General features: G+C 59.9%; 22 protein-coding genes and 1 pseudogene. 12 read left to right on the plus strand and 11 right to left on the minus strand.

Features of this window, described 5'->3' with window-relative positions; genetic code table 11:
* Positions 1-46 precede the first annotated feature (46 nt).
* The 5 genes from recR to IPP95_03515 form a co-directional block, all read right to left on the minus strand.
* Positions 47-664 carry a recombination protein RecR gene (gene recR / locus IPP95_03495; protein QQS73305.1) on the minus strand — a complete coding sequence of 206 codons (618 nt, stop codon included), beginning with the start codon at positions 662-664 and terminating at the stop codon, positions 47-49.
* Positions 665-847: 183 nt separating this feature from the next.
* Complete coding sequence (locus IPP95_03500) at positions 848-1,609, minus strand: MBL fold metallo-hydrolase (GenBank protein ID QQS73306.1); 762 nt, start codon at positions 1,607-1,609, stop codon at positions 848-850.
* Between the two features lie 192 nt (positions 1,610-1,801).
* A complete protein-coding gene (locus IPP95_03505) occupies positions 1,802-3,340 on the minus strand; it encodes a GNAT family N-acetyltransferase (protein ID QQS73307.1) in 1,539 nt (512 codons plus the stop codon).
* Positions 3,337-4,692 carry a DUF389 domain-containing protein gene (locus IPP95_03510; GenBank protein ID QQS73308.1) on the minus strand — a complete coding sequence of 452 codons (1,356 nt, stop codon included), beginning with the start codon at positions 4,690-4,692 and terminating at the stop codon, positions 3,337-3,339. Before IPP95_03510 ends, IPP95_03505 begins: the two co-directional genes overlap by 4 nt.
* A gap of 117 nt (positions 4,693-4,809) precedes the next feature.
* Positions 4,810-5,712: a mechanosensitive ion channel gene (locus tag IPP95_03515; protein ID QQS74186.1), complete on the minus strand. Its 903-nt coding sequence runs from the start codon at positions 5,710-5,712 to the stop codon at positions 4,810-4,812.
* A 218-nt stretch (positions 5,713-5,930) separates the two neighbouring features.
* Here IPP95_03515 and IPP95_03520 point away from each other — a divergent pair, with 218 nt between their 5' ends.
* From IPP95_03520 to IPP95_03530, 3 genes are all read left to right on the plus strand, one after another.
* Positions 5,931-6,758 carry a mechanosensitive ion channel gene (locus tag IPP95_03520; protein ID QQS73309.1) on the plus strand — a complete coding sequence of 276 codons (828 nt, stop codon included), beginning with the start codon at positions 5,931-5,933 and terminating at the stop codon, positions 6,756-6,758.
* A gap of 21 nt (positions 6,759-6,779) precedes the next feature.
* Positions 6,780-7,592, plus strand: a complete 813-nt coding sequence (locus IPP95_03525; GenBank protein QQS73310.1) for an ion transporter — start codon at positions 6,780-6,782, stop codon at positions 7,590-7,592.
* Positions 7,593-7,691: 99 nt separating this feature from the next.
* Positions 7,692-8,759, plus strand: coding sequence for a CoA transferase (locus tag IPP95_03530; protein ID QQS73311.1), 1,068 nt, complete (start codon positions 7,692-7,694; stop codon positions 8,757-8,759).
* 106 nt (positions 8,760-8,865) lie between these two features.
* On the opposite strand, the gene IPP95_03535 is transcribed toward IPP95_03530, so the two are convergent.
* Positions 8,866-9,432: a hypothetical protein gene (locus tag IPP95_03535; protein ID QQS73312.1), complete on the minus strand. Its 567-nt coding sequence runs from the start codon at positions 9,430-9,432 to the stop codon at positions 8,866-8,868.
* Positions 9,416-10,564, minus strand: a complete 1,149-nt coding sequence (bshA, locus tag IPP95_03540) for an N-acetyl-alpha-D-glucosaminyl L-malate synthase BshA (GenBank protein QQS73313.1) — start codon at positions 10,562-10,564, stop codon at positions 9,416-9,418. The genes IPP95_03535 and bshA overlap by 17 nt, the downstream gene beginning before the upstream one ends.
* A gap of 479 nt (positions 10,565-11,043) precedes the next feature.
* On the opposite strand from bshA, the pseudogene serC reads away from it, so the two are divergent.
* The 5 genes and pseudogenes from serC to IPP95_03565 all read left to right on the plus strand — a co-directional run bounded on the left by serC (position 11,044) and on the right by IPP95_03565 (position 16,247).
* A pseudogene (gene serC, locus IPP95_03545) lies at positions 11,044-12,113 on the plus strand (3-phosphoserine/phosphohydroxythreonine transaminase).
* Positions 12,114-12,117: 4 nt separating this feature from the next.
* Entirely contained in the window at positions 12,118-13,092 is a 975-nt protein-coding gene (locus IPP95_03550; GenBank protein QQS73314.1) for a D-2-hydroxyacid dehydrogenase, read from the plus strand.
* On the plus strand, positions 13,089-14,306 hold the full coding sequence (locus IPP95_03555) for a DUF1015 domain-containing protein (protein QQS73315.1): 1,218 nt from the start codon (positions 13,089-13,091) through the stop codon (positions 14,304-14,306). The genes IPP95_03550 and IPP95_03555 overlap by 4 nt, the downstream gene beginning before the upstream one ends.
* A gap of 8 nt (positions 14,307-14,314) precedes the next feature.
* Positions 14,315-14,983, plus strand: coding sequence for a YggS family pyridoxal phosphate-dependent enzyme (locus IPP95_03560; protein QQS74187.1), 669 nt, complete (start codon positions 14,315-14,317; stop codon positions 14,981-14,983).
* A gap of 244 nt (positions 14,984-15,227) precedes the next feature.
* The gene (locus tag IPP95_03565; protein ID QQS73316.1) at positions 15,228-16,247 is read left to right on the plus strand and encodes a hypothetical protein; all 1,020 of its coding nucleotides are present in this window, start codon (positions 15,228-15,230) and stop codon (positions 16,245-16,247) included.
* A 5-nt stretch (positions 16,248-16,252) separates the two neighbouring features.
* On the opposite strand, the gene IPP95_03570 is transcribed toward IPP95_03565, so the two are convergent.
* On the minus strand, positions 16,253-16,474 hold the full coding sequence (locus IPP95_03570) for a hypothetical protein (GenBank protein ID QQS73317.1): 222 nt from the start codon (positions 16,472-16,474) through the stop codon (positions 16,253-16,255).
* Positions 16,475-16,997: 523 nt separating this feature from the next.
* On the opposite strand from IPP95_03570, the gene IPP95_03575 reads away from it, so the two are divergent.
* From IPP95_03575 to trxA, 3 genes are all read left to right on the plus strand, one after another.
* Positions 16,998-17,546, plus strand: a complete 549-nt coding sequence (locus tag IPP95_03575; protein ID QQS73318.1) for a transposase — start codon at positions 16,998-17,000, stop codon at positions 17,544-17,546.
* 542 nt (positions 17,547-18,088) lie between these two features.
* Positions 18,089-21,757: a DNA polymerase III subunit alpha gene (gene dnaE / locus IPP95_03580; GenBank protein ID QQS73319.1), complete on the plus strand. Its 3,669-nt coding sequence runs from the start codon at positions 18,089-18,091 to the stop codon at positions 21,755-21,757.
* Between the two features lie 141 nt (positions 21,758-21,898).
* The gene (gene trxA / locus IPP95_03585) at positions 21,899-22,228 is read left to right on the plus strand and encodes a thioredoxin (GenBank protein ID QQS73320.1); all 330 of its coding nucleotides are present in this window, start codon (positions 21,899-21,901) and stop codon (positions 22,226-22,228) included.
* A gap of 177 nt (positions 22,229-22,405) precedes the next feature.
* On the opposite strand, the gene IPP95_03590 is transcribed toward trxA, so the two are convergent.
* Positions 22,406-24,151, minus strand: a complete 1,746-nt coding sequence (locus tag IPP95_03590) for an ABC transporter ATP-binding protein (protein QQS73321.1) — start codon at positions 24,149-24,151, stop codon at positions 22,406-22,408.
* On the minus strand, positions 24,148-24,909 hold the full coding sequence (gene truA, locus IPP95_03595) for a tRNA pseudouridine(38-40) synthase TruA (GenBank protein ID QQS73322.1): 762 nt from the start codon (positions 24,907-24,909) through the stop codon (positions 24,148-24,150). The genes IPP95_03590 and truA overlap by 4 nt, the downstream gene beginning before the upstream one ends.
* Before the next feature lie 110 nt (positions 24,910-25,019).
* On the opposite strand from truA, the gene IPP95_03600 reads away from it, so the two are divergent.
* A complete protein-coding gene (locus IPP95_03600; GenBank protein QQS73323.1) occupies positions 25,020-25,526 on the plus strand; it encodes a metallophosphoesterase family protein in 507 nt (168 codons plus the stop codon).
* Between the two features lie 138 nt (positions 25,527-25,664).
* On the opposite strand, the gene IPP95_03605 is transcribed toward IPP95_03600, so the two are convergent.
* A complete protein-coding gene (locus tag IPP95_03605) occupies positions 25,665-26,138 on the minus strand; it encodes a DUF4293 domain-containing protein (protein ID QQS73324.1) in 474 nt (157 codons plus the stop codon).
* Between the last annotated feature and the right edge of the window lie 154 nt (positions 26,139-26,292).

Below are 26,292 nucleotides of genomic sequence, written 5' to 3' on the forward strand. Positions count from 1 at the left end.
TAACCCATCAACACGTAACCCGCCAACACGTAACTGATCTCAACGCTCATCTCCGGACGCTCTGTTCATACGGTTTCCGGTCGGCGATACTGCGGCCCAAGGTCACTTCATCCACTTGGTCCAGGTCCCCGCCGATGCTGATGCCGCGGGCGATCATGCTGACCTGTACGCCCAGTTCGCTCAATTTGCGGTTAAGGAAGAAGCTCGTGGTATCCCCTTCCAAAGTTGCGCCCAAGGCCAGCACCACCTCGGTGATGCCGCCTTGGCCGATGCGGGTGATGAGCTGTTTGGTGTTCAGGTCGTCCGGGCCGACGCCGTCCATGGGGCTGATCACCCCGCCAAGCACATGGTAGAGGCCCTTGAACTGGCGGGTGTTCTCAATGGCGATCACATCGCGGATGTCCTCCACCACGCAGATCATGGTGCGATCGCGGGCCGGGTTGGAGCAGATGTCGCACACCGGCCGATCGCTGATGTTGCAGCATTCCGAGCAGTACATCACCTCCTCCCTCAGCCGGCGTACCGCCTCGCTGAAGCGGACCACTTCCTGCGGTTCCCTGCGTAATAGGTCCAAGGCCAAGCGCATGGCCGTCCGCCTGCCGATGCCCGGCAAAGTGGCCAATTGGTCCACGGCCTGGTCGAGCAAGGAAGAACTGAGCGCCATGCCGCAAAGATGCAAAGGCTTCAACACAGTTCCGCTCAGGACCTCCGCCCCGGGACCCCGAAGTCCTCGGATCCTTCACGACGTGCGGACCACAGATGTACGCTTATGGACGTTTTGGAAAGCTCACTCAGCGGTCTCCTCCTCGGGGTCCGAAATGCGTCGGACCATGAGGTACTCCGCTCCTCAGATCTGCACCTTCAGTCCATCATGCGCTATATGCACATGTGGCGGCAATTCCACCTCCGCATGGAGGCCCATGAAATGGCTGATGTGCGTAAGGTAGGCCCGGCCCGGCTCCAATTCCTCGATCAGGGCCAGCGCTTCCTGTAAGTTGAAATGCGAGATGTGCTCCTTCTTCCGCAGCGCGTTCACCACCAGCACCTCGCTACCGCGGATCTTCCTCTTCTCTTCGGGCGAGATCGATTTGGCATCGGTGATGTAGGTGAGCCTTCCGATCCTGAAGCCGAGCACGGGCATATGGTAGTGCATCACTTCAACGGGGACCACGGGAATGCCCGCCGCAACAAACGGCTCCCGGCCGATGGTATGCAGGTGGTACTGTGGCATGCCCGGATACTGCGAGCCGGAAAAAGCATAGGCATACACCCGGCGGACGGCGTTCAGCGTGGCCTCATCCGCATAGATCGGTACCGGCCGTGGCGGCTCATGCGCAAAGCTGATGGCGCGCAGGTCGTCCATGCCCGCGATGTGGTCCATGTGCTCATGGGTGAGCAGCACGGCGTCCAGGTCGGGCACGCCCTCGCGGAGCATCTGCTGGCGAAAGTCCGGACCGGCATCGATCAGGAGGGTCTTTCCATCCGTTTCGACCAGTACCGATGAACGCGTGCGTTTATCCCGCGGGTCGGTGCTGCGGCATACCGCACAAGCACAGGCGATCACGGGAACGCCTTGGCTGGTGCCGGTACCTAAGAATGTGAGCTGCACGCGGGATGGGATCTTCGGCGAAGGTAAGGGCCTCCGGTTCCTCGTCCCCGGCGCTTATTCCATGACATCTCCAAACGCTTGTTGAGTTTTTTTCAGGCACTAGGAGCTCCGGGCTTGGGCAGGAAGTTCTTCTGTCTCGCCGCCCATGGCCAAAGCCCTGCCTCAGTGTCCTCTTTAAGTGACCTGAGGGGACTACCCTTCCGCGGTCAACCTCAGCGTGTAGACGTCTTCGCGGCGATCTTTCAGATTCTGCACGCTGCCGCGATGGTGCAGGTCGCGCAGCAGGCTCATGTCCACGTCCACCACCAGCACCATTTCGGTGTTCGGCGTGGCTTCGCCCTTGATGCCCGTGGCCGGGAAGCCGAAGTCACATGGGGTGAACACCGCGCTTTGGGCGTACTGGATGTCCATGTTCTTCACCTTGGGCAGATTGCCGACGCTGCCGGCGATGGCCACGAAGCATTCGTTCTCCACGGCCCGTGCCATGGCGCACAAGCGCACACGTGAGAAGGCGTTCTGCGTGTCGGTAAGGAAGGGCACGATGAGCAGTTGCATGCCTTGCAGGGCCATCAAGCGCACCAGTTCGGGAAATTCACAATCGTAGCAGATCAGCACACCCACCTTGCCGCAATCGGTATCGAACACGCGTACCTGCTTTCCGCCGTGGATGCCCCAGGCATTGCGCTCGTTGGGGGTGATGTGGATCTTCTCATACCGCTCCCAGCTTCCGTCCCGGCGGCAGAGGAAGCCCATGTTGTACAGGATCCCGTTCTCCACCAAGGGCATGCTTCCGGTGACGATGTTCACGTTGTACTTCACCGCCGCTTTCACCATGAAGTCACGTATGGGGATTGTGTGCTCGGCAAGGCTGCGGATGGCCTCGGCCTCGCTCTGCTCGTCGTACATGGACATCAGCGGGGCGTTGAAGAACTCCGGGAACACGGCGAAGTCACTGCCATAGCCGCTGACCACTTGCAGGAAGAAGTCCAGGTGCTCGAACAGTCCGTCGATACCGGCGTAGTTGCGCATCTGCCATTGCACGAGGCCCAGCCGGACGTTCCTTGACCAGCTTCCGCCCATCTCGGCCTCATTGTGGTAGATGTTGTCCCACTCCATCAGGGTGGCGTACTCCATCGAGTTCACATCGTCCGGCATGTAGCCTTTCAACAGGCGCACCACATGAAATTCGTTGGAGAGCTGGAAAGAGAGCACCGGGTCGTGAATGGCCTTTTCACGCACTTTGGCGATGTACTGCTTAGGGGTGAGCTTCTTGGCGTGCTTGTGGTAATTGGGGATGCGTCCGCCGAACATCACGGAACGCAGGTTGAGCTGCTCGCAGAGCTCCTTGCGGGCTTCGTACAAACGCCTGCCGAGCCGCATGCCGCGGAACTCGGGATGGACGAAGACCTCGATACCGTACAGCACGTTCCCCTTGAGGCTGTGGGTATTGAAGGAGTAACCGCCGGTGGCCTTCATATAGGTGTGGTCGAACCCCAGCTTGTCGATGTCAACGATGATGGTGAGCGCGCAGCCGGCGAGCTTGCCGTCCACGAAGACGCCGAGCTGGCCTTGGGGGAACAGGTCCACCAGCCTGGCAATGGTCTCGCGCTTCCACAGGCCTCCGCTCCAGTCCGGGTAAACCGCGTTCATCACGGTGGCAAAATCATCGAACGCGTCCATGGTGAACGGCCTTACCTCCACTTTCTTGGAAGTACTTCTCTTCTTGCTCATCTTCTTCTCCGGTGTTCTTCCTCCTTGATCACTTTCGCGCTGTCCGCGGTAACGGCCAGGGCGAAATGCTTGTCGTTGAGGCGCACGATGAGCCAGCGGCGGATGCGGGCCATTTCCGCAGTGTCCGGATAATTTACGAAATGCGCGGCGACGACCTGCTTCATGCTGTCCTTGGCGCTGGCACCGGGAAGTTCCGCCGTTACGAGCCAGCGGAGCCCGGGGGCCATGGCCTTGGCCTCGGCCATGAGGGCCTGGTCCTGCTGCTTCACCTGCGACAAACTGTCGCGCACCGCTCCGAGGCGGGCCACCAGTACGTTCTGGTCATCGATCTGGCGTTGCATGCCCTCGTTCTTCGAGCGCTGCTCTTTGTCCAGCTCCTGCAAGGAAAGTCCCGTCCGGATCTTCAGGTCGGCCCCGGCGATACCGTGCAACGCGAGGCGTTGGTACATCTTGACGCTGTCGGCCGAAGTGATGCCATTGCCGAGGTAGGTGAGCGTGATCGACCGATTGGGGGCATCGATCGACTTGTCCAACAAGTAGTTCTCAGGGACGGTGCATTCATAGGCGATGAATTCCTGGGCCTTGTGGACGAAGGCATTTTCCACCACGAGCCTATACGCGAGCCAGATGCTCGGGACCACGGTGGCCAGGACGATCAACGTGGTATATCGCCGGATCTTCCCGGTGAGCTTCACGTCCTCCACAAAGCGCTGCGGGTACCCCAACCAGCGCACCATGGCCAATGCGGCGATGCTGATGAACACGGAGTTGATGAGGAAGAGGTAGAGCGCCCCGGCGAAATAGGTCCAGTTGAGGTGCGCCAGGCCGTAGCCCGCGGTACACAAGGGGGGCATCAGGGCGGTGGCGATGGCAACACCGGGCACCACGTTGCCCCGGACCTTGTCCTTACTGGTCACGGCGATTATACCGGCAAAGCCTCCGGAGAGCGCGATCAGCACGTCCCAGATGGAGGGGCTGGTGCGGGCCAGGATCTCCGAGTGCGCATCGCTCAACGGACTGATCAGGAAGTAGAGCGCGCTGGTGCCTATGCTCACCACAACAGCGAACCCGATGTTCTTCAGGGAGCGCCGCACCAGCCGGAGGTCCAGCACGCCAAGCCCGGCGCCCACGCCCATGATGGGGCCCATGAGCGGGGAGATCAACATGGCGCCGATCACCACTGCGGTGGAGTTCACGTTCAACCCTACCGATGCGATGAGGATCGCGCAGACCAGGATCAACATGTTGGTACCGCGGAACACCACGCCGCTCTCGATGGCTTTCATGGCCACCTGCGGGTCCTCGGCGTCATCGCCAAGGCGGAGGAAGTTGATGAGGGAGGTGAAACGCATGGCGGAGTTACAGGGCGACAAATGTCAGTGAAAAGCGTAGATCCATCATTTACGTGCCGACATTTTCCCAACACCGTAGTTGACCATTTCCGGCCATGAGGTATGCCTTGCGCATATTCAGTCCTTTTGAACCTTCACATTGATGGGCGGAACGCCGACCACTTGGAAAGTGGCGGAGGCCAGCTTGATGACGCCGTCCGTGGCTTCGATCTCGCGCAGAAGACGCGTGAACAGGGCGTCCTTGGTGCCGCGCCGTTGTTTGTAGTCCACCACGTACCGCAGGGTGAACTCCACCCAATTGTCGTTGAACGCCATGGTCACCCACGGGCTGGTGCGTGCATCCTCCACCATGAACTTGCTCACCATCGCCTTCCACTTGGCCTGGGAATCCGCGGTGAGGCCGCCCGCCACCTCCCGCAATACCTGATCGAACAATGCACGGGCGCGTTCATAGTCGCTGCCGAACATCACGGGCACCTTGATCTCGTCCCAGAGGAAAGGAAAATCCGCGGAATAGTTGAAGACCGGTTCCTTGAAGACAAAGCTGTTGGCAACGCGCACGATGCGGCCGTTGTAGAGGTCGCCATCCACCCATTGGCCTACCTCCATCACCGTGGTGCGGAGCACGCCGATATCGACCACATCGCCTTTGATACCGCCGAGCTGCACGCGGTCACCGGTGCGATAAAAGCCGCCGAACATCACGGCAAGCCAGCCCGCCACCGAGGCGATGACCTCCTGCAAGGCGAAGGCAATGCCCGCACCGGCCACGCCCAAAGCCACGGTAAATCCGCTGAGCTTGTCACTGTACACCACCATGATCAGCACCAGCACGAGCAGGTAGCCCGCTACGTCGAAGAGCTTCCTCACGCGGTACTTGGCGTCGGCCTGCTCCGTCCTGCCGGTGAAGCGGGCCTTGAGGAATTTCATCAACGTCCAGATCAACGCCACGCCGACCACCAGCCCCACGATGCGGCCCACCGTGGGGTTCAGTAGCCATTCACGGGTGAAACCCTCCATGTCCATCATGGTCGGCGCGGGGTGTTGCCGTGTACGCGTAACGATGCCAAATCGATCTGGGCGGTGGCATCGGCAACCACGAGGAACAGGGGTCGGAACAACATGTCGGGTGAAAGGTATCGACCACCATTGCATCAGCAAGGTTTTTTCCGAACGGCATCCAAGCAATGGGGGATGTGGCTTCCTTTGCGAGGCTGCTTCACGATCGCAACACCACCATGTTCACGGAGACCTTGTTCCATATCGGCGGCCTTGTCTTCACGGTAGGGCACGTGCTCTGGGCGATGATCACCATTGCCGTCGCCTTTCTATTGCTGCGATTGGTGAAAGCCGCCATGCACCGCCGCGCTAAAGGCGACATGGACCAACGCTCGCGACTGCATTCGGCATACCTCCTTGTGAAGTACGCCGTATGGGTGGGCACCATCATCATCGTGCTGCAAGTGCTGGGCATGAACATCACCTTCCTGGTAGCGGGCTCTGCGGCCTTGTTGGTGGGCTTGGGCATCGGGATCCAGCAGACCTTCAATGACATCATCTCCGGCATTTTCATCCTGATGGAAGGTACCATCATGGTGGGCGACGTGCTGGAGGTGGAAGGTCTGGTGGGCCGCGTGACGGAGATCAACCTGCGCACCTCCACCATCTATTCCCGTGACGGCATGAACGTGATCGTGCCCAACCACCGTTTCATCAACGAGAACGTGGTGAACTGGAGCCACAACGCGCTGGAAACGCGCTTCAACCTGAGGGTGGGCGTGGCCTATGGCTCGGACGCGGAATTGGTGAAGAAGATCCTGATGGGCTGCGCGATGGACCAGACGGACGTGGTCATGGACGATCCGGAGCACGCGGTGAAAGTGCGCTTCATCGATTTCGGCGACAGCGCCCTGATCTTTGAACTGCTGTTCTGGAGCCGGAACATCTTTCTGGTGGAACAGACCAAGAGCGACATCCGATTCCGCATCTTGGAACGTTTCCGCGAGGCGGGCGTCGCCATTCCTTTCCCGCAGCGCGACCTGCACATCATTCCCCCGAAGGCTTGATCGCGACCGCTACCTTGCAGCATGGAAACTCCCGGCCGCAGTGCCTTGCGGAATCGCTTGTACCGCACTGTCTTCGGCACTACCACGCCTGCGGGCAAGCTGTTCGATGTAGTACTGTTGTGGGCCATCCTCATCAGTGTGCTGCTGGTGATGCTGGAAAGTGTGCCCGCGATCAAGGCCCGCTATGGTCATGCGCTTTATTTGGCCGAGCTGATCTTTACCGGCCTGTTCACGGTGGAATACCTGCTGCGGCTTTGGATCGTGCAGAAGCCCCGGCATTATGTACTGAGCTTCTTCGGCATCGTCGACCTTCTCTCGATCCTGCCCACCTTCCTCAGCTTGATCATCGGCGGCGCCCAGTCGCTCATGGTGATCCGCGTGCTGCGCCTGATCCGGGTGTTCCGCGTGCTGAAGCTGGCGCGCTTTATCAACGAGGCCGGCATGCTGGGCCGGGCACTGGTGGCCAGCAGGAGAAAGATCATGGTCTTTCTCCTGGCGGTGCTCACCATCGTGGTGATCTTCGGCACGGTGATGTACTTGGTGGAAAGCCCTGAGGCCGGGTTCACCAGCATCCCCCGCAGCATCTACTGGACCATTGTTACCTTGACAACAGTGGGTTATGGCGACATCGCCCCGCAGACCACCATCGGCCAGATGATCGCTTCGATGATCATGATCCTGGGCTATTCCATCATCGCCGTGCCAACGGGCATCGTGGGCGTGGAACTGGCCAAGAGCGCGAATCCGGGCAAAGAGTGCATGACCTGCCACGCCACAGGGCACTTGGGAGATGCACGGTTCTGCAGGCGGTGCGGGGCGGAGCTGCCGGTCTGAGGTGATAGGTGATAGGCCACTGCCTACTGCCATTATCCTAAGGGCATTGCATTCCGTTCACTTATCACCGGCCACCTGCCACCGCTCTACATTCGTCCCATGCTGAAAGACCTCTTGGTGATCGAGACCGCCAGCGTACTCGCCGGACCCGCCGTGGGCATGTTCTTCGCGGAGCTGGGCGCCCGCGTGGTGAAGGTGGAGAACCCCAAGGCCGGCGGGGATGTCACGCGGAAGTGGAAACTGCCCACTGAAGACCCGGGATCAAACGTCAGTGCGTACTTCAGCAGTGTCAATTTCGGGAAGGAGCATCTCTTCTTGGACCTCACCGATGAAGCTGCACGAGCGGAATTCGACGCATTAGTGGCCAAGGCCGATGTGTTGATCAGCAACCACATGGCCGCGGACGCGGAAAAACTCGGGCTTACGCGCGATCGGCTAAGTGCGCTGAACCCGAAGCTTATCCAGGGCCACATCCGTGGCTATGCGGACGATGCGGCTCGCCCCGCCTACGACGTGGTCCTGCAGGCAGGGACGGGCTACATCAGCATGACCGGCACCGACGCGGAACACCCGGCCAAGCTCCCCGTGGCCATGATCGACATCCTGGCGGCCCATCAGCTGAAGGAAGGGATCCTGCTTGCCTTGCTGAACAGGACCAACAGCGGGAAAGGGGCATTCGTAGAGGTGACATTGGAAGAGGCCGCGCTCACGGGCTTAGTGAACCAGGCCTCCAACTGGCTGATGGCCGGTCACGTGGCGCAGCCGATCGGCACCTTGCATCCGAACATCGCACCGTACGGCGAGGTGTTCACCTGCTCCGACAGGAAGCGGATCGTGCTCGCCGTAGGAAGCAATGCCCAGTTCCGGAAGCTTTGCGAAGCGCTTGAACTCCCTGCGGTGAAGAACGATGCGGACTTTGCGGAGAACAACAGCCGCGTGGTGAACCGGGCACGCCTTGCAGAGCTATTGGCCCCGGCTATCGCGACGTTCCCACGGGAACCGCTATTGGAAAAGCTTCAAACTCGCGGGGTGCCTGCGGGTGCAGTGAATTCCATCGATGCGGCCCTCTCCTCCCCTTCCGCCAAGCGCATGACACGCGAAGAAATGCTGGACGGTATCCGTACGTTGAGGATCAGCGGCAACGCCTTCCGGAGCGAGTATTTTTAAAGGACGCGGAGGCGCTGAGAATACGGACCGGTGGGCTTGGGTGGGGAGTCTTGAGTCGGGAGTCCTGAGACTATTAGTCGGGACTCAAGACTCCCGACTAATAGTCTCAAGACTTTCTCTCCGCCTTCCGCTCCCGCTTCAATTCCGCAGCGAGCAGTTGGACCACCTCGCGCGCTTCCTCCTCCGTAAGGCCGCGGCCGAAGGCCACCTTCTTCTCGTGGTATTCAAAGCCTAAGCGCTCAGCTCCCCGCGTCCAGAAGGAGTCGCTCATTTGCCATTTCCAGGAGGTCTCGTCCATGTTCAACAGCCCCAGCCGCTGGATGTTAGCGATGAAGTAACGGGTCGCCTTCCCGAAGCGGTAGAGGCTGTTCTTGATGGTGAGCTCGCCGTCCTTTACCCGCCAGAGCTCAAAGCCTTTTTTGCGCCACAGCACCACACGTATGATCCGCAGCTCGAAGTAGCCCCAAAAAGCGAGCATGATGAACAACGGGACGCGCATGTCCGGGCCAGCGCCATGGAGGAACTCGTAGAGGAAGGCCACACCGCATAGCGTCCATGCCACTAACCAACCGATAAGAAGCGCCCACTGCCGCTTGGGGAGCCGGGAGCCGATGACGATGCTGATTCCTTCGCCCTGCCGCTCAACACTAACACGGTCACTGATGAACTCCATTCGCTTTCACTTGATCCACCACTTGTTGGTACAGGGCTTCATAGCGGGGCAGGACCTTCGCGATATCGAAGCGCTCGGCGGAGCGGGCAGCCCCTTTCCTAAAACGCGCCAGTGTTTCCGGGTCCTTCAGAATAGACAATGCGTTCGCCGTCATCGCAGCAGTATCGCCGATCGGGTTCAACAAACCGGACACTCCGTCCTCCACCACTTCGGCCGTGCCACCGGCATCGGTGCTCACCACGGGTACACCGCAGGCCATGGCCTCCAAGGCCGCAAGACCGAAGCTCTCGGCCTCACTGGTCAACAGGAACAGGTCACAGCTTGCCACCACCTCTTCCGGGTCGGTCATCTTCCCGAGGAAGAACACCTCGTCGCACGTGCCGTTGGCACGGCATTGCGCTTCGATCAGGTGCCGGTCCGGCCCGTCGCCGATCAGTAACAGCCGGACCGGCATCTGTTCGCGCACCCCCATGAAAACGGCGAGCACGTCCTGCACGCGCTTCACGGGCCTGAAGTTGCTCACATGCACCAAGAGCTTCTCGCCATTGGGCGCGAAACGTTTGCGCAGGACCGGGTCGATGCCCATCCCATAGCGTTCCGGGCAGATGAAATTGGGGATCACCTCGATGGCCCGCTTCATCGGAAAATGCGCGTAGGTGTCCTTCCGGAGGCTTTCGGAAACGGCCGTCACCGCATCGCTGTGCTCGATCGCGAAAGTGATCACCGGCTCGAAGCTCGCATCGCGGCCCACAAGGGTGATGTCCGTGCCATGCAGGGTGGTGATGAACGGTATGCGGATGCCTTGGGCCGCGAGGATCTGCTGGGCCATCCAGGCCGCCGAGGCGTGCGGAATGGCGTAATGCACATGCAGCAGGTCCAGGCGCTCGTGCTTCACCACGTCCACCAGCTTGCTCGTCAGCACCAGTTCGTACGGCTGGTAGTCGAAGAGCGGATAATCGCTCACGCGCACCTCGTGGTAGATCACGTTGGCCTTGCCCGTTCCCAGCCGCACGGGCCTGTCGTAGGTGATAAAGTGAACGGTGTGGCCTTCTTCCGCCAAGGCGAGGCCCAGTTCAGTCGCCACGACGCCGGAGCCGCCGAAGGTGGGATAGCAAACAATACCGATACGCATGAACGTTGATCTGTAAGGGGCGCAAAGGTCGGTAGTGGGGAGGAAAGGATGCGATGGGATCACAGGGCTATCGCCTCTTACAGGTCAACTTGATCGCGTAACCGGATAACTTCTTTGACAAGAAAAGCAAGGGAAACCAATGAATTCCCTGCAAAATGTCCCTGAGGATCCGTCTCCCCTCCTTCCTAAAAGGAGGGGTTGGGGGTGGTCCTTACACGGAAATGCGTACAGGGTTCTCACATGGAATGCACCACCCCTTGCCCCTCCTTGAAAAAAGGAGGGGAAAACCCAAAGTGCTCAGAATGGATCATGCCTGAGGATCAGTCTCCCCTCGTTGAAAAAAGGAGGGGAAAACCACAACCCTCGAACCAAAAGCCATGACCGGAAGACGCGATGGCCATGAAGCATACGAGGAGCTCCCCTCTCGAACCTTTACCTTCGCGCCGCGAATTCAACCTCTCAAGCTTCTCTTCCTCACCATGAAAGTCCACAACTTCAGCGCCGGCCCTTGTATCCTGCCGCAAGAGGTCTTTGAAAAAGCCTCCCAAGCGGTGCTTGACCTGGACGGCAGCGGCTTGAGCATCCTGGAGATCAGCCACCGCAGCAAGCCCTTCGAGGCGATCATGGCCAATGCACGGCAGCTGGTGAAGGACCTCTTGGGCGCCCCTTCGCACTATGAGTCGATCTTCCTCGGTGGCGGCGCCAGCATGGGCTTCCACCTCGTTCCGCAGAACTTCATGAAGCCCGGCGGCAAGGGCGCATACGTCCACACCGGCGAATGGGCCAAGCGCGCCATCAAAGAGGGGAAGCTGGCCGGCGAGGCCGTGGTTGTGGCCAGCAGCGAGGACAAGAACTTCAACTACATCCCCAAGGGGTTCAGCATCCCCAGCGATGCGGACTACTTCCACTTCACCAGCAACAACACCATCGCAGGGACGCAATACAAGCAGTTCCCAAAGAGCACGGTGCCGATGATCTGCGACATGAGCAGTGACATCTTCAGCCGCCCGGTGAACGTGGCCGATTTTGCGATGATCATGCCGGTGCACAGAAGAACATGGGCCCCGCCGGAGCCACCATGTACCTCTTCGATCCCGCGGCGTTGGGCAAGACCGGGCGCACGCTGAGCCCCATGATGGACCTGGCCAACCACGCCGCCAAGGACAGCATGTACAACACGCCGCCGGTGTTCCCGATCTACGTCATCATGCTCACCCTGGAATGGATGAAGCGGATCGGTGGCATCGCCGAGATCGCCAAGCGCAATGCCGCCAAGGCCGAGCTGCTGTATTCAACGGTGGACCGCTTACCGATCTTCCAAGGCACTACCGCCAAAGAGGACCGCTCGGAAATGAACGCCACCTTCGTGTTCAAAGATGCTGCAATGGAGCCCGCTTTCGACGCGATGTGGAAAGAGGCGGGCATCAGCGGCATCCGCGGCCACCGCAGCGTGGGCGGCTACCGGGCCAGCATGTACAATGCCCTGCCCATCGAGAGCGTGAAGGCCCTGACGGACGTAATGGAGGAATTCGCTAAAAAGAACGGTTAAGAAGATGCGTGTACACGCCAACGACGGCATTTCCGCCCCCGCCAAGGAACAGCTCCTTACCGAGGGCTTTACGATCACCACCGACTTCGTGCCCCAGGAGGAATTGATCGCCTACATCAACAAGGAGAAGGTGGACGCCCTGCTGGTGCGCAGCGCCACCAAGGTGCGCAAGGACCTCATAGACGCCTGCCCGAACCTGAAGTTCATCGCCCGCGGCGGTGTGGGCATGGACAACATCGACGTGACCTACGCCAAGGGCAAGGGTATCCGTGTGGTGAACACCCCGGCCAGCAGCAGCATCAGCGTGGCCGAACTGGTGATGGCGCACCTCTACAGCTTGACGCGCGACCTCTGCAAAGCCAACCGCCGCATGCCCTCCGAGGGTTGCACCGCCTTCGCCGAAATGAAGAAGGAATACGGCAAGGGTGCGGAGCTGCGGGGCAAGACCCTGGGCATCATCGGTTTCGGCCGCATCGGCAAGTGGGTGGCACGCTACGCGATCGGCAACGGCATGAAAGTGGTGTACGCCGACAACAATGCCACGGTGGACCATCTGGAGGTGCCCTTCAACGGTGAAACCGTCCGCGTGGGCGTCAAGATGCTTTCCTTGGAGGAACTCCTTGCCAAGAGCGATGCCATCACGCTGCACGTACCATCGAAGGCTGACGGCACGCCGGTGCTCGGTGCGGATGAATTCGCGAAGATGAAGCCCGGCGTGATCTTAGTGAACACCGCCCGCGGCAACTCGATCGATGAGGATGCCTTGATCGCCGCCCTGAAAAGCGGAAAGGTGAAGTCCGCCGGCCTGGACGTGTACATGAACGAACCTACCCCACGTGCCGACATAATGAGCCTTCAGAACGTAAGCCTCAGTCCGCACATCGGCGCGGCCACGTTGGAAGCGCAGGAGCGCATCGGCGGTGAACTGGCCGAACTGCTGATGGCCTGGCGCGAGGAGGTGACCGTGGGCCGCGGATGATCCATGTTCGCCCGTTCCGGGCTTGGCGACCGGCGCCGCACACGGCCCATCTCGTGGGCTCGCGCTCCTTCCTGAACTATTCCACGGAGCAGCTGCGCGAAAAACTTGCGGGCAATCCCTATACCTTCCTGCACATCGTATATGCGGACCACGACCGCCACGGCCTCACGCGTGCTGAACATTTTGATGGCGTGCGGCGCAAATTCACGGAGTTCACGGAGAAGCACATCCTGCAACGGGAGGAACATCCTGCCTTCTATCTCTATGAGCAGAGCTGTGGCGCCTTCACCTCGCGCGGCATCATCGGCGCGGTGGCCGTTACGGATTATCGCGAAGGCCGGGTAAAGGTCCACGAGCAAACGCTGGCCACCCGGGAGGAACTCTTCAGCGACTATCTGGACCATACCGGCATCAACGCCGAGCCGGTGTTGCTGGCCGTGCCCGACGCCCCCGACCTGGAGGCCGCGCTGGATGATATTGCCCAGCGCCCTACCCTGTATGATTTCTGCACCACCGACCAGGTCCGCCACCGGTTCTGGAAAGTGGACGCACCGGAGGAGCTTGTCGCTCTGGGCGGGCACTTCAAGCGGATGCCCGCGATGTACATCGCCGACGGCCACCACCGCTGTGCCAGCAGCGCACGGCTGGCGGACTGCCTTCACGCCGACCCTCAAGGCCCCAAGTCTGCGTTCTTGGCCTTCATGGTGCCGGAGCGCCAGTTGCACATCTACAATTACGACCGCACCGTGAAAGGACTCAACGGACTTTCCGAAGAAGCCTTTCTGACAGAACTGCGCAAGGTGGGCACATTGACCCCGCTATCGGGCGGCCCGGGAGAACCGGATCCGCAAAGCGTCCAGGTCCATGTAAAAAGCGGCTGGTATGCACTGGCTTTGCCGAAGACTTCCGGGAACAACCCCGTGGACGCCTTGGACGCGGCAGTGTTGAGCGAGGCCGTGCTGGGCCCTGTGCTGGGCATCAGCGACCTGCGCACCGATCCGCGCATCCGCTTCGTACCCGGCACCCACGACACTTCCGAACTGGAACAGGCGATAAGCAGCGGTAAAGCCGACGTGGCCTTCCATTTACGCGCGGTCACCTTCAATGAAATGAGGACCGTGGCCGACAGCGGTAGATGCATGCCTCCGAAGACCACCTGGATCGAACCCAAGCTGCGCAGCGGCCTCACCATTTATTCCTTGGAAGACCACTGATGGACACCGTGGCGCTTGCTGAGCGATATGCCCGCGTGAAAGGCGCGCTACCGGAGCACGTGAAGTTGATCGCCGTGAGCAAAAAGCGCACGGCAGAAGAGATCCAGAGGCTGTATGACCTGGGCCAGCGCGCATTCGGCGAGAATTATCCGCAGGAACTACGGGACAAACAGCCGGAGCTTCCGGAGGATATTGAGTGGCACTTCATCGGCCATTTGCAGACCAACAAGGTGAAATACATCGCTTCCTTCGTGCATCTCGTTCATGGTGTGGACCGCGAAGCGTTGTTGGACGAGCTGAACAAGCGGGCGGCCACTTCCGGAAGGACGATCGGTGTGCTGTTGCAGGTCCACATCGCCCAAGAGGAGACTAAGCACGGTTTTCTGCCGGATGAAATTCGCGCCCTCTGCGCTGGCGGTGACCTGCAGAGCCGCTGGCCGGCACTGCGTTTCCGGGGCTTGATGGGCATGGCCACCAACACGGAGGACCTCGGTCAAGTGCGGCGTGAATTCGAGGGCTTGGCCGCTCTGCGGAAGGAACTAATAAAGGGCGGGACGGTGAATGCGTTGCTCTTCACCGAGCTGAGCATGGGCATGAGCGGGGATGTTGAGGAAGCCGTGGCAGCGGGCAGCACGATGGTGCGCATCGGCACGGCCATCTTCGGGGAACGTGGATAAATACGGATCGGGTCCAGAGCCAGTTCAGGATCTCTTGGGCGATGGGCCGCGAGACTATTTTTCGATCAGGCGAAGCCGGAAGATCATCGCGTAGCGGGCCTACGGGTTGATCTTCCGGCGAAGCATGGGCGGAAAAGAGACCGGGGGGCCGCGTTCGAAGAGAACTTGAACAGGCTCTTAGGCAACCCACTGGGGCTGAAGGCGTCTTTCCATCGTACCTTCGATAGACCCAAGCCCGTTTCCCATGACCTACAAGTACTTTCCCGCAACCCTTTCCGCCTGTATTTTGGTCGCGACGGGCGTTCATGCACAACGCAACTTGGAGGTGGGGATCGCCATGGGCGCGGACCATTTCTCCGGGGACCTCGGCAACTATGATGGCGCGGTGCAATGGAACGGCATACGCCCCGGGATGAAGGTCACGTTCCGTGACTACCTCAACAACCCCAAGCGCTATATCACCCGGGCGTTGACCACGGAGACCACGCTGAGCTGGCACCGTATAGGCTATAACGAAGCCTCTCCCACTGGCGGCAAGTCAGGCACCGAGCTCCGCAACTACAGGCGGGGTCTGAACTTCCGGAACGACCTGTTCGGCATCAGCCAACACTTGGTCCTGAACATGTACAGGGAACCCTTTCAGGCCCTGTACCAGCAAAAATTCTTTGCCTATTCCTACATCGGCATCGGGCTGTTCTATGGCCGACCGAAGGCTGATCTGTTCAATGGTTCAGCGGACCTTTCCAACCGGTACTACGCATGGGAGGACGGCACGATCCGGGACAGGCCGCGCGGCGAGGAGAATGCCAACGTGATCGGTCAGGACGGTACCTATGAGACCGATCTGTACAGTTGGGTGACCGAGGGGAGCGGCGGAGGTCGGGAAGCCAGTGTATTGAGCAAGCCGCCCAGCCCTTGGCACGTGGGCGTTCCGATCGGTTTCGGGGTGCGCTATTTGGTGACCAAACAGATGTCGGTGGGCATGGAATTCAGCTACTACATGTTCTTCACCGACATGCTGGACGCGGTGAGCGACCGCTACGCCACCTATTCGGAGATCGGCCAGGTGTATACGGACAGCACCCAGCAATACATGGCGCGCTACATCAGCGACCCCACCGGCTGGGGCACCAACGGCAAGGAAAGCCTGTTCACCAGCCGCCGTGGCAATCCCGGCCTTCCGGATTCCTTCAGCTACTTCAGCGTGGAGGTCAGCTGGACGTTCAAGCGCAGCCCCATGCGCCGGAGCTTCGTGAGCCTCTGATCGGCCTAGTCCTTCTTCGGTGCGGCCTTCGCGGCGGTCTTCTTCTTAGGCTTCTTGGCAACGGGAGGTTTTGCGGCGGCTTTGATATCGGCGGCAACCTTCGCTGCGGCCAAGGCCATGCGCCTTTCGGTCACGGCCTTGCGTTTGGCCCGCGTATCGCTGGACTTGGCCGTGGTCTTTCCGTGCTTGCTCTTTCCCCTGCGCTGGGTGGCTCTCTTGGTCGTCATGATGTCTAGCGGTTTGCTGGCAAGCTACCGGAAAAACGGGGACCCGGACCGAATGCCCAAGGCCATTGGGTCTTGTACCCTTGGGCGCGACTTCAAACGAATGCTTCAACCACGGATGCACGCTCAACCATGGTCAGGTGCAGGATGAAGATCCGATAACCCACGCTCCTCACGCTCCCGCAAGTCTTCCCGGCCCAACCATAAAGTGAGCTCCTGAGCCAAACAGGCCGGGGCGACTTGTGGGTATGCTCTCCGGAGTCGACTCAGGCACAGAAGCCTCCAGCAGTCTTCAGACTGCCACATGGAACTATCTTCGGAGCTGCATGAGCCGCAGCTACAAATTCCACGACCCCGAAGGCACCTACTTCCTCACGCTCCCGCAAGTCTTCCCGGCCCAACCATAAAGTGAGCTCCTGAGCCAAACAGGCCGGGGCGACTTGTGGGTATGCTCTCCGGAGTCGACTCAGGCACAGAAGCCTCCAGCAGTCTTCAGACTGCCACACGGAACTACCTTCGGAGCTGCATGAGCCGCAGCTACAAATTCCACGACCCCGAAGGCACCTACTTCATCTCCTTCGCGACCGTAGAGTGGGTGGACGTGTTCACCCGTCGTGAATACAAGGACATTGTTGTGGAGAGCCTGAGGCATTGCCAGGAGAAGAAAGGACTGCTGCTCTATGCTTGGGTGATCATGAGCAACCATGTGCATTTGATCGCGGCGGCGGCGGGAGGCCATGCGTTGCCGGACATCCTTCGGGACCTGAAGAAATTCACGTCCTCGCAGATCTTGAAGGCCCTTGTCGAGAATGGTCAAGAAAGCCGCAAAGCGTGGATGCTACCGATCTTTGCCAAGGCCGGCGCGGCCAACCCCAACAACACGCATTACCAGCTTTGGCGCCAGGACAACCGGCCGATACAGTTGATCACTGCGGAAGTGATCATACAGAAGTTGAACTACTTGCACGATAACCCGGTGGTGGAAGGTTATGTGGAACAGGCTGAAGACTATGTTTACAGTTCAGCACCGGCCATTGCGGGAAAGCCGGGTCTGCTTAAATTGGAGCCGTACTAAAGACTCGGTGTGAAGTCCGAAGACTTCACCGATGAGCATGCGTGAAAGCATCGTACACCACCCACAAGTCGCCACGGCTGAGCATGCTGGAACGCCAACTCTTGTTGGCCGTGAAGACTTGCGGGAGCGCTGGGACAAGTAGTCGCTTTTAATCCAGCTACTACACAAGCCCGCAAACCGTTGACCCCCATTCCACCAAAAGCGCGGAACGGAGTTCAACATATAAGTGACCATGCTGTTCAAGGAACTCGCAGGGCATCGGATCGCGTTGGTGTAGTGCGGATCGTTGGCGACCGGGGTTGCGGTGGATGGTTGGTTCAGGATGACCGGGACTGCGGGTCGGGGCCCGCAGTGACGTACGACCGTCGGAACCGTTGTGACGTAAGACCGTCAGAACCGCTGTGACGTGCGCTTGCTGGAGCGAGGGAGATCGACTGAGCAGATCGGTTCCAGGTTGATCGAACGATCCACTTGTGGAAAACTGATCACTCCTTTCCGACCTGCTCCGGGTAACTTCGTGGCCCTCGCCCCCAAGTCCCGAAATGCAATTCTCCCACCTCCACGTCCACACCCAATACTCACTTCTCGACGGCGCCAGCAACATCAGCGCCTTGTTCAAGAAAGCGGCGGCGGACAGGCAGCCGGCGGTGGCCATCACCGACCATGGCAACATGTTCGGCGCCTTCAAGTTCGTGGCCGAGGCAGGGAAGCATAGGAACGAGGACGGCACTCCAAAAGTGAAGCCCATCGTAGGCTGCGAGTTCTACTTGGTGGAGGACCGCCACAAGAAAGCCTTCACACGGGAGGACAAGGACCAGCGCTACCACCAGCTGATGCTGGCGAAGAACGCCATCGGCTACATGAACCTCAGCAAGCTTTGCTCACTCGGATACATCGAGGGCTACTACAGCAAGTATCCGCGCATCGACAAGGAACTCGTCCTGCAGCATCACGAAGGGTTGATCGCAACCACCTGCTGCTTGGCGGCGAGCGTGCCGCGCACCATCCTACGCAAGGGCGAGGCCGCTGGTGAAGTAGAGTTCAAGTGGTGGCTGGACCTCTTCGGCGACGACTATTACATCGAGCTGCAGCGCCATGGTATTGAGGACCAAGACAAGGTGAACGCCGTGCTGCTGAAGTGGGCCGTGAAGTACAATGTGCCCATCATCGCCAGCAACGACAGCCACTACGTGGATCAGCAGGATGCCAACGCGCACGACATCCTGCTCTGCCTGAACACGGGCGAGAAGCAAAGCACGCCCAAGGCCACGGACGCCGATGCGGAGAACGGCACCACCAAGGGCAAGCGCTTCGCCTTCAGCAATGATGAGTTCTACTTCAAGTCGAAGGCGCAGATGCTGGAGCGCTTCAGCGACGTTCCGCAGGCGTTGGACAACACCAACTTGATCGTCGATAAGATCGAGACGTTGAAGTTGAAGAAGGATATTCTGCTTCCGAATTTTGAGATCCCGGTGGGCTTTGCGGACCAGGATGCGTTCCTGCGGCACATGACCTATGAGGGTGCTGTCCGGAGGTATTTGGGAGGTAACGGGGGTAATGGAGGTGAGGGAGGTGAGGGTATTGAGCCTGGTCTTGTTGGCGGGATCGACTCGTTGGACCCGAAGATCAAGGAGCGCTTGGACTTCGAGCTGTTCACCATCAGGACGATGGGCTTTGCGGGCTACTTTTTGATCACGCAGGATTTCATCAACCACGGCCGCGACATCGGGGTGGTGATCGGCCCCGGCCGTGGCAGCGCGGCGGGCAGCGCGGTGGCCTACTGCATCGGCATCACCAACATCGACCCGATCAAGTACGACCTGCTGTTCGAGCGCTTCCTTAACCCGGACCGCAAGAGCATGCCCGATATCGACACGGACTTCGACGACGAAGGCCGCCAGCGCGTGATCGACTACGTGGTGGAGAAGTACGGCAAGAACCAGGTGGCGCAGATCATCACCTACGGCAGCATCGCGGCCAAGAGCAGCATCCGCGACGTGGCGCGCGTGCTGGACCTGCCGCTGAACGAGGCCGACCGCTTGGCGAAGCTGGTGCCCGAAAGGCCCGGTATCAATCTCGGCCGCCTTTTGCATGCCCCGCTTGAGGGCCCCGGCAGCCTGAAGGAAAGGGAGAACCTGAGCAGCGACGAGATCGCCAACGTGAAGCAATTGCGCGAGGTGCAGCAAAGCGGCGAAGCCACGGCGGACGTGCTGAACGAGGCCGAAAAGCTCGAAGGCTCCGTGCGCGGCACCGGCATCCACGCGGCGGGGATCATCATCGCGCCGAGCGATCTCACGGACATCATCCCCGTGTGCATCAGCAAGGAATCCACCCTCCTGCTCACCCAGTACGACGGGCGCGTGATCGAGGATGCGGGCGTGATCAAGATGGACTTCCTCGGCCTGAAGACGCTCACCATCCTTCGCGATGCGCTGCGGATGATCAAGGCGAACCACGGCATCGACATCGCCATCGACGACATCCCGCTGGACGATCCAAAGACCTTCGCCCTGTACCAGCGCGCCGAGACCAACGGCACCTTCCAGTTCGAGAGCGGCGGCATGCAGAAGTACCTGCGGGAGCTGAAGCCCGACCAGTTCGGCGACCTCATCGCCATGAACGCGCTCTACCGGCCGGGGCCGATCGAATACATCCCCAGCTTCATCAAACGCAAGCACGGGCAGGAGGAGATCGTCTACGAGCTCCCCGAGATGGAGGAACTGCTGAAGGAGACCTATGGCGTCACCGTGTACCAAGAGCAGGTTATGTTGCTCAGCCAAAAGCTGGCGGGCTTCACCAAGGGCGACGCGGACGTGCTGCGGAAGGCCATGGGCAAGAAGGACCGCGCCACGCTGGACAAGATGAAGGGGAAGTTCCTCGAAGGCACGTCCACCAAGGGCCTCGACGCGAAAGTCTGCGCCAAGGTGTGGACCGACTGGGAGGCCTTCGCGCAATACGCCTTCAACAAAAGCCACAGCACCTGTTACGCCTTCGTCGCCTACCAGACCACCTGGCTCAAGGCGAACTACCCGGCGGAATTCATGGCCTCGGTGCTCACGCATTCGCAGAGCGCCATCGACAAGGTGACCTTCTTCATGGAGGAATGCCGCCGCATGGGCATCCCCGTGCTGGGGCCGGACGTTAACGAAAGCGGCTTCCAGTTCAGCGTGAACAAGCAAGGCCAGATCCGTTTCGGGCTGGGTGCTGTGAAGGGCGTGGGCGAAGGTGCCGTGGACGCCATCGTGAGCGAACGGCAAAGCGAGCGCGGCCCTTACGTGAGCGTGTATGACCTGATGCGCCGCGTGAACCTGCGCAGCGCGAACCGGAAATCGCTGGAGAGCCTGGCCTATGCAGGCGCGTTCGACGGCTTGGGCGGCATGCACCGGGCGCATTTCTTCTTCAGCCCCGGCGAAGGCAAGCCGACCTTCATCGAGACGCTGGTGCGCTACGGCCAGCAGCATCAGGACGGTGCGGACAGCTCGCAGGTGAACATGTTCGACATGAGCGAGGAAGGCGCCGCCATACCCGAACCGATGCTTCCGCCTGCGGAACCATGGAGCGCCTTGGAACAATTGCACCACGAGAAGGAGGTGATCGGCTTCTACCTCAGCGGCCATCCGCTGGACGACCACCGGATCGAGATCAAGCACCTGTGCAATGCGCAATTGCCGCAGCTTGCGGACCTGAAGAGCGTGGCGGGCCGTGAACTGTGCATGGCCGGCATCGTCACCAAGGCTGAGCACCGCATCGCCAAGAGCGGGAAGCCCTTCGGAAGCTTCTCAATGGAAGATCACTATGGCAAGCATGATTTCATGCTTTTCAGCGAGGATTACATGAAATTCAAGCTCTACCTGCAGGCCGGCACGCTGCTGCTACTGAAAGGCAGGGCCATGGAACGCACTTGGGGCCGCGACGAGGGCCAGTTGGAGTTCAAGATCTCCAATATCGACCTCTTGAGCGATGCGCGTGAGAAATACATCACCAAGCTCATCCTGAAGATGGACGCCGCCCGCGTGAACGAAGAATTGAGCCGGGAGCTTTCCGACATACTGGCCGAAAACAAAGGGACCTGCAAAGTGCTGATCTCCTTGGTCGATAGCGGGGAAAACATCATGGTGGACGCGCCGAGCAAAGCCAGAACGGTGGCCATCACCAATGAGCTTACCGACCGATTGGATAACTTGGTCGACCTGAAATGGTCGCTTAGCTGACCAAGTGTCAGGCAAAAACGGTCCGGTATGGTTTTCGACAAGCCGCACGTAATCCCGAACTTAGCGGCACCAAACGCTCCCTTGCCAAAGAAATCACACACCAAATCGGGCGACCGAACGCCCACAACGCAACACAAAAACATGGCACTTGAACTGACCGACAGCAATTTTGAGGAACTCGCGCTGAAGAGCGACAAGCCGGTGATGGTGGACTTCTGGGCGGAATGGTGCGGCCCTTGCCGTATGGTCGGCCCCGTGGTTGAAGAACTCTCCAAGGAATACGAAGGCAAGGCCGTGATCGGCAAGGTCAACGTGGACAACAACCCCGGCGTCGCCACCAAGTACGGCATCCGCAGCATCCCCACCATCCTCTTCCTGAAGAACGGCGAAGTGGTGGACCGCAGCGTAGGCGCGGTGCCCAAGGCACAATTAGCCAGCAAGCTGGAAGGGCAATTGACGCCTGTCGCCTAAGAGACAGCGAAAAGCATCTTTAGACCAGAAGGCCCGGACCGCTCCGGGCCTTTTGCATTTTGGATCGCCGCAGGCCCGCCATGTGTCGGAGATATGGCTGGGCGTGAGTAGCGGTGACGTTCGCCTTTGCGCGACCCCGGTAGGCACCGGGGGCGAAAATGTTCGGCCATGGTCGTTTCACGCGAACTGTAGATCGTACAACTTCCTGTACGCCCCGTTCATAGCCAACAGCTCCTGGTGCGAGCCCTGCTCGATGATGCGGCCTTCACCGATCACGAGGATGCGGTCCGCTTTCTGGATCGTGCTTAACCGGTGTGCGATCACGATGCTGGTCCTGCCTTGCGTGATCTTCTCCGTGGCCTGTTGGATCAACTGCTCGCTCATGCTGTCCACGCTGCTGGTGGCCTCGTCGAGCACGAGCACTTTGGGCTGGTTCACAAAGGCGCGCATAAAAGCGAGCAGTTGGCGTTGGCCCACGCTGAGGATGGCGCCGCGTTCCCGCACATCGGTATCATATCCCAGCGGCAATTGCATGATGAAGTCGTGCGCACCCACGGCCTTCGCGGCTGCGATCACCTCCTCACGCGAGATCTTGTCGTCGTGCAGCGTGATGTTGTTGTGTACCGTGTCGCTGAACAGGAACACATCCTGTAGGACCACGGAGACGCTCTTGCGCAGCTCCCCAAGGCGATAATCACGGATGTTCACGCCGTCCAGCAGCACTTTGCCCTTCTGGTATTCATAGGCGCGGCTCAGCACGTTCACGATGCTGCTCTTGCCGCTTCCGGTGGCGCCCACCAAGGCGATCATCTGCCCGGCTTTCGCGGTGAAGGAGATGTTCTTCAGCACGTATTCCTCGTCGATATAGGCGAACCAGAGATCCACGAAAGCGATGTTGCCTTGGACCTCGGCCGTGCTCAGGGTGCCACTCTCGTCCATGGTGGCCTCGGTATCCAGCACGGCGAAAACACGCTCACTGCCCACCATGCCCATCTGCAACACGTTGAAGCGGTCGGCCAATTGGCGGATCGGGCGGTAAAGCATGTTGATGAACTGGATGTAGGCGATCAGTTCCCCGAAGGTGGCCACGCCTTTCAGCACGTCGCCCACGCCCCACCAGATGAGGAAGGCCAGCGAAACGGCACTGAGGATTTCCACGATCGGAAAGAAGAGCGAGTAGGCGAACACGGACCGGATATGCGCGCCCCGATGTTCCTTGTTGATGGCCGTGAACTTGCGGTACTCCTGCCTTTCGCGCCCGAAAAGCTGAACGATGGCCATGCCTTGGATGTGCTCCTGCACGAAGGCGTTGAGCCGCGCCACTTGCGTCCGCACGTCCTGGAAACTCTTCTGGATGGCGTTCTTGAAGATATTGGTGGCCCACAGCAGCAACGGGATCGGCACCATGCTCCACAGCGCGAGTTCCCAGTTGTAAACGAACATCACGACCACCACCACGGTCAGCTTCAGGAGGTCGCCCATGATCGAGAGCAGGCCTTGTGAGAAAATGCTCTCGATGGTCCCGATGTCGCTGATCACGCGCGTGACGAGCGTACCGATGGGCGTTCGGTCGAAGTAGCGCATGCGGAAGCCCACGATCTTGGTGAAGAGCTGCTGACGCAGGTCGAAGGTGATGGTCTGCCCCAGCCAGCTCGTCCAATAGCCTTGGTAGAACTGGACGATACCTTCCACGACCAGCAGGCCCACCACGATCGCCATCATCATGTAGAGGCCGTTCAGGTCACCCTTGACGGCGTAGTTGTCCACCATCTTGGCCATCAGCACGGGGCGCACCACCGCTACCAGCGAAAGGAAAATGGTGAGCGCGAACGTGATCCAGAACAGCCTGCGGTAGGGCCGTACGAACTGCATCACCCGGCGGAACAGCCCCACATCGAACGCCTTGCCCTTGGTGCCGCTCATGCTTCTCGTTGCTGGATGAAGGGATATTCGATGCGCGATAAGTAGAGCCCGCAGGCCGGCGCGCTCTTGCCTGCCTTTCCGCGATCATGCGAGGCGAGCACTTCGGCCATGTACTCCACCGGCCAATGGCCCTTCCCGATGCGGATGCAGGTGCCCACGATCGCGCGCACCATGTTCCTCAGGTACCGGTCCGCGGTGATGGTGAAGCGATAACCGACCTCCGTGGCCACCCAGTTCGCTTGGCGCACATCGCAAATGGACGTGCCGTTGTCGCTGCCGGTGCGCTGGAAGCAGCTGAAATCCTGCGTACCGATCAACACTTGGCAGGCAGCATCCATGGCAGCGACATCCAGTTCCACGCTGAGCAGACAGGACTTGTCGTGGAGGAACGGATCCTTTCGCCGGTGGATCAGGTAGGTGTACTCGCGTTCCCGCGCGCTGAAACGGGCGTGGGCATCATCCGCGACCGGGATCAGGCGTTTGGCGGCGATGCTCGGCGGCAGCATACCGTTTATGCTGTTGTAGAATCCGTCCGTGTTCTCGATCGGCTCCGGAGCATCGAAATGGATGAAGTAGGAAGAGGCATGGACACCGGTGTCGGTGCGGCCGCAGCCCAAGGCCGTCACCTTCGGCCTTCTCAGCCGCATGCGGAGCGCCCTTTCAACTTCCTCCTGCACGGTGGTCGTGCCCGCCAGTTGCCGCTGCCAGCCCCGGTAGGGCGTGCCGTCATAGGCGAGTTCCATGAAATAGCGTGGCATGCTTGGGCGATCGGTCGATCGGTCGATCAGATGATCAGATGATCAGATGATGAGAAGATGGGAATGCGGGGCGCAAAAGTAGGACGGGAACAAGGGCGATCTTTGTCCGGATGAAGCGCATCGGACTCCTTAGCGATACCCATGGCTGGTTGGATCCGCGCCTGCAAGAGCATTTCAAGGAGTGTGATGAGATCTGGCATGCGGGTGACATCGGCGGGAAAACCGTGACCGATGAGCTGCAACGCTGGAAGCCATTGCGTGCGATCCACGGCAACATCGACGATGCCAAAACCCGTCTGGATTTCCCTTCCGACCAGCGCTTCACGGTCGAAGGCGTGCGCGTTTGGATGACGCACATCGGCGGAAGGCCCCCGCGCTACGACCCGGCCGTGCGGGACGAACTGAAGCGGGACCCGCCCACACTTTTCATCTGCGGCCATTCGCACATCTGCATGGTGAAGTTCGACGCCGCGTTGAACATGCTCTACATGAACCCAGGCGCTACCGGCAGGCACGGCTGGCACAAGGTGCGCACGGCGCTGCGTTTCACCATTGACGGGGTTAAACTGAAGGACTTGGAGGTGATAGAGTTGGGACCCAGAGGTGCTGGGGAATAGTTGTCAGTTGTCCGTTGTCAGGCGTTGCCGCGACACCCTCCGTCCGTGGCCGCGAGAAAACACTGAATTGCACTAAACGCCCATGGTGGCACCGGACCTGCAACTGCCCCCTGACAACTGACAACTCTAATCTGACAACTATCGAAGCCGATCCATGCTCTTCACCAGCGCCTGGTCCTTGCGGATACCGCTCTCGGCAAGCAGGATGAACACGATCATGAGCAATGGCAGGCCGGCGGAAACCCCGAACGTGCCTTCAACCCTTCCACCTTGTGCCAGATAAGCACGAACGGAGTTATCGGTGATGAAGAGGAAGACCACCACGGCCATGGTCAACAGGTTGGCGGTACGTGCGAGCAACAATTGGCGCCGACGGTTCTTGTAGAAGAATACGATCGCCACCAGCAGCACCGAGATCAGGGCGAGCACCGGGGCGAACGGGACCTTGACGGCGGCATCGACCACCGGCGTCCCATCGGCCATGAAAAAACCCGTGGTGCGAAAAACGAACCCTTGGTCGCCGCGCAGGAAGGAATCCACAGGGAACAAAAAGGTGAGCGCTCCGCAAAGTGCTGCCAGCAGCAGGAATACGGTCTGTCTTCGTTGGATCATGGTAATGGGGCGGTGCGCGAAGATCGCAAGCCCGGCGGAACCGGGGCCGACAAAAAAAATTGCACTTCAGCGGGATCACCGTTATCATTGCATCCTCTATCGCGGGTTGGCCCTCAGTATCGCCGCCCCCCTCCTTCCCACTTCGATAACGAAT

This window comes from Flavobacteriales bacterium, assembly GCA_016700415.1.
Classification (GTDB): Bacteria; Bacteroidota; Bacteroidia; order Flavobacteriales_F; family PHOS-HE28; genus PHOS-HE28.